The 4,234-nt window shown below is 59.4% G+C and carries 3 protein-coding genes; 2 read left to right on the top strand and 1 reads right to left on the bottom strand.

The genetic code is table 11. The features are described 5' to 3' along the window. Positions 1-55 precede the first annotated feature (55 nt). Both cydB and EN939_RS23220 read left to right on the top strand, forming a co-directional pair. On the top strand, positions 56-1,102 hold the full coding sequence (gene cydB, locus EN939_RS23225) for a cytochrome d ubiquinol oxidase subunit II (RefSeq protein WP_127269965.1): 1,047 nt from the start codon (positions 56-58) through the stop codon (positions 1,100-1,102). Between the two features lie 536 nt (positions 1,103-1,638). Continuing rightward, the gene (locus tag EN939_RS23220) at positions 1,639-2,337 is read left to right on the top strand and encodes a YoaK family protein (RefSeq protein WP_164748741.1); all 699 of its coding nucleotides are present in this window, start codon (positions 1,639-1,641) and stop codon (positions 2,335-2,337) included. Positions 2,338-3,992: 1,655 nt separating this feature from the next. Here the strand turns inward: EN939_RS23220 and EN939_RS38595 are convergent. Continuing rightward, positions 3,993-4,234 (bottom strand): hypothetical protein (locus EN939_RS38595; RefSeq protein ID WP_206528322.1); only part of this gene is annotated, 242 nt, incomplete at its 5' end.

The following is a 4,234-nucleotide window of genomic DNA, read 5'->3' as shown; positions in this document are numbered from 1 at the left end:
GGCTCCGGCTGTCGCGCTCGCCGACAAAACCCGCCTCGCATCAGGAGAGTAAGCCATGTCCGCATTCTTCGCAGCCGATCTTCCTGTGCTGTTCGCAGCACTCGCGGCGTTCTGCGTCACCATCTACGTGCTGGCCGACGGCTTTGATCTCGGCGTCGGCATGCTGTTCCTGCTTGCGCCGCGCAACGAGGATCGCGACCTGATGATGGCCAGCATCGAACCCGTGTGGGACTCCAACGAGACTTGGTTGGTCATGGGCGGCACGCTGCTGCTTACCGCCTTTCCCGCCGGCTACTACGTTCTGCTGCCCGCCTTCTATTTGCCGGTAATGTTCATGTTGTTCGCCTTGATCTTCCGGGGCATCGCCTTCGAATTCCGTCTGCAAGCAGGCGAATTCCGCTGGATCTGGGACATCGCCTTCGCCGGTGGATCGCTGCTCGCAACGCTCTGTCAGGGGCTTATCCTCGGCAGCCTGATCAACGGGGTGACGATTGAGAACGGCATATTCGCCGGCGGCACGTTCGATTTCGTCAGCCTGCTCGGCCTTGCCTGCGGAGCCGGGCTGGTCGGCGGTTACGCGCTGCTCGGCGCCGGATGGCTGATCTGGAAGACGGATGGGCCGACGCAGGTGTTCGCCCGCGAGATCGCCCATTCTGCGTTGATCCTCACCTCCGGCATGATGCTCGCGGTCAGTGGGTGGAGCGCTTGGAGTGTTCCGGAGGTCGCCGCGCGTTGGTTCGCCTGGCCGAACATCGCTTTCCTCGCACCCGTGCCGTCGCTCACGGTCGCCGCGCTGCTGACCATCTGGCGCCGCATCTGGATCGGCCGCGAAGCCGAGGTCTTCCTGCTGGCGCTGGTCATCTTCCTGCTCGGTTTCGGCGGCCTCGTCGTCAGCTTGTGGCCCTATGTCGTGCCGCGACAAATCACCATCTGGAACGGCGCCGCCGATCCTCAGACGCTAGCTTTCGCCGGTACCGGGCTCATGATCGTCATCCCGATCGTCCTGGCCTATCAAGCCCATGCCTATTGGGTGTTCCGGGGTAAGACCCGCCATCACAGTGGCAACCGCTACGTCACGCAGGCCCTCCCCGAAAGTGAATGAAGGGGCTTCGACTGCTGGAACACACGCCCTCCCGGAATGAACTCGTTAGCTGAGCTTCGCGCACTACCGCGACCGCAAGGCCGATTCTATGTGAGCCATCAAGACTCTCGTTGTTCATTTAGCTTCGGTATGTCTCGCCACCGCCAGCATCGAACTGCTACAGGACTTCGGGTAGCAAGCCCCAAGCCCTCGGGGGCGGCGACGCCACCGAGCGGTCTGACAACCCCTGATGCGCACCTTTCGCTGGCTCTTCAAATACAAAGACCCAGGCTTAGGCCGAGGCGCAACATAACAGCCACAAGCACGCGTATTTAGCCTCGCCTTTTAGGGATTTGCGCACAATGTTCGTATCATGCAGCTGACATTATCCCTTCGAAACCATCTGTACCATCAATCAACGCCATCGTACTTGCGCATACCAGAGATAATAATCATTGGTCTAAACAATATACATGGGGAGGATTCTTATCTTGCCGCCCCGTGTGTAGGCTGTCCTTGATACCGCGATGGTAGAACCACCGAAGGGCCGCTCTCAGATGCATAGCTCCATCGTTCGTGAACCGACCAAACCAACCTTGATCCCGAAGCCGATCTTACCGGCCACCCTGGCGTTCGTGGCAGGTTTTGTGGATGCCTGCAGTTTCCTAGCTTTCCAGGGATTTTTTGTTGCGCAGGCGACGGGGAGCTTTGTTGTTGCAGGCTCTGAACTCTTGAACCCCAATGACAAGTACGGGCTAAAAGTACTCGCGATACCAGTGTTCCTCGTTTCCGGCATGCTCGCAACTTTTGTCGTACGCTTGGTCGCCCGCACTGATCGTTTAGCCCTAACGGTCATGCTAGGTGTCGAGGCGGTGCTACTAACTGTACTTGCAGCGACTTGGCTGTTCCGGGCATCGGATGGACTGAATGCGGAGGTTGCTCTGTTCGGGCTCGCGGCCATGGGTGTGCAGAGCGCCACGGCACGGTTGTTGCTGACCGGCTACGGGTCGACCAACGTAATGACAACTAACACAACCCAATTGTCCATAGACCTGGCGGATAGCATTTTGAACCGCTCCCTTTCACTGAATCTGCTGCCGACTTTCATGATCATTGCGGGTTTCTTCATCGGTGTGGCCGTGGGCGCCATCGTCTTTCAAATGATAGGGTTGGGCGGCGTTGTTATTCCTGCTGCAATCGTCTTTTTACTTGTCTTCGTCGCGAGAGACGCCACACAAGCGTCAAGACTGGCGTGAATGTGGTCATGTCTTCCAAGCACCACACCACTCCGCTTTCGCACAGGCATCGGCACATTGGTGATGGTTGCAGTCGATGCCGCGGTCATCATCTACTGGCGCCGACAAGGCCGTGGCCGTTGCATCCACAGCGAATAGGCCCGCACCGGCTCAGGTCGCAACCGCCTAGCGCAGGCCCGGAACCGGAAAAGCTAGGACGCATAGGAACCTCGCGGCTTCTGCAAAGGGCGCGCGGAACATGGCGCCGGCGCTGCCGCCCGCCTTCGGGTGCCAATATCTGCGATCGTATTCCGTCCTGAACGCAATTGCTCTCTTCAGGAGGTGGAGGATGCAGAGTCACCTGCGCGCACAGGATTCCCGGTGGCGACGCATTCCAGCTTTGACGTCCCCCCGTGGCTCACTTCGCCTTGCACGGCGAGGAACTGAGGAACCTCGGCCGCTGGCCAGATATCCTTCCGCCCGGCGATATGGAAATTGCTGCCGCGTTCTCAAAAGACGCTACTGCTCCTTCCAGGTAAATATCGCACCAGCCCAGGACATCAACGCGGTCCACGTCGGAAGCCCAGGCCTTGTCGCTCCCCCTCCCCGGCAAGAGCTCCTCCTCCGACTGGAGATCCCGTGGTTCCCCCCGCAAGACTCCGTAACGACGAGCGAGAACTCGATCGATGTCCTGGGCGCCTCTTTCGGGATACTCACCGAAGGCTTCGAGCGGATCGAAAAACCGGAATCTGTCGGTATAAGCGACATTGATCTCGCGACACCATTCATGGAAACGGCGTGGCAATCGTCGTCCGCGCGATTTCAATCATGGAACAGGTCTGGTCCCTTCAAACCCCGTGATCCGGCGAGCGACTTCGGTTACCGGGCACACGCATGGTTTCGGGATAAAGATTGCGATAGACGCCTGTCGAAACCCGCACTGTGGCGAATTGACGAGATTGGCCAGATCGACAAGCGCACCGAGAGCGGCGGGATCGACCGTTTGTCCACCTACCATCTCATCGGTGATACCGATGATCTCCGCCGGTAGAGCCTGACGGTTGCCGTAGTGCGCTGAACGTCGACGACATCGCCAGATGCGCCGATTTCCTTCTCCATGCAGGATGGCCCTAGCATTCGCATTTTCCGCGGGCGGATACCCGCTCCGGCTGGTCTACCTCCGGGATCGCCAGCCAAGGCCCGTCCAGCAGGCCCCGTGCCGCAGGCTGCTCGTCGCGCCTGCTTTCAGTCGCCGCGGGTGTCACACCTCGAAAAGGCCGTCCCCACTTTTTCGACGGCGGTTTGATACATGATAGCCAATTCCGGTTCCGGCTCGCGGTGCTTCCGAAATTTCTGCGTCCTATCGGACCGCATGAACGGAGAATGTGTGCGGCAAACCGTTCCTTCTGAAAATCAGCGGTTTCAACTGTAATACATTCCGGCTCTCACGATCTACTGAGAATGAGACGCTACCTCTGAAGTCGGAGCGACAAATGACCCACCTGGATCAGTATCGTGCAGATCGGCACCAAGCGCCCTTCGTCCGGCTAGAAGACCGCGACCTCAAGGTTGCTGCCCGCTGCATCGTGGAGGCTTGGGTCGCTAGGTTCGGGCAGGTCGCCGGACGAACGGAGAGCAGTCTCCTTCCCAACGAGTTTGGTGTGCTTGAACCGTATCTAGCCGAGGTTTTGGTGGTCGAGCACGGTGCCGATTTCGTTTTTTCGAAATGGGGCGCCGCCTTGGACATAGTTTGCGGTGGCGCGCATCTCGCAGATCGGTTGTCGGCTTTCCCCCAGCCGAGCCGCAGCCATCTCCGTCGCGTCTGCGTCCGCGCCGCAGCAACGAGGGTGCCAGCAATCAGCAGGGCGACCTGGGCACTCGATGGCGAAATCTGGCGGTGCGCCATAATGGCTTTGCC

This window comes from Mesorhizobium sp. M7A.F.Ca.CA.002.05.1.1 (assembly GCF_003998335.1).
Taxonomy (GTDB): Bacteria; Pseudomonadota; Alphaproteobacteria; order Rhizobiales; family Rhizobiaceae; genus Mesorhizobium.
Note: the sequence above shows the minus strand (reverse complement) of the source record. Positions and strands in the feature narration are given on the sequence as shown.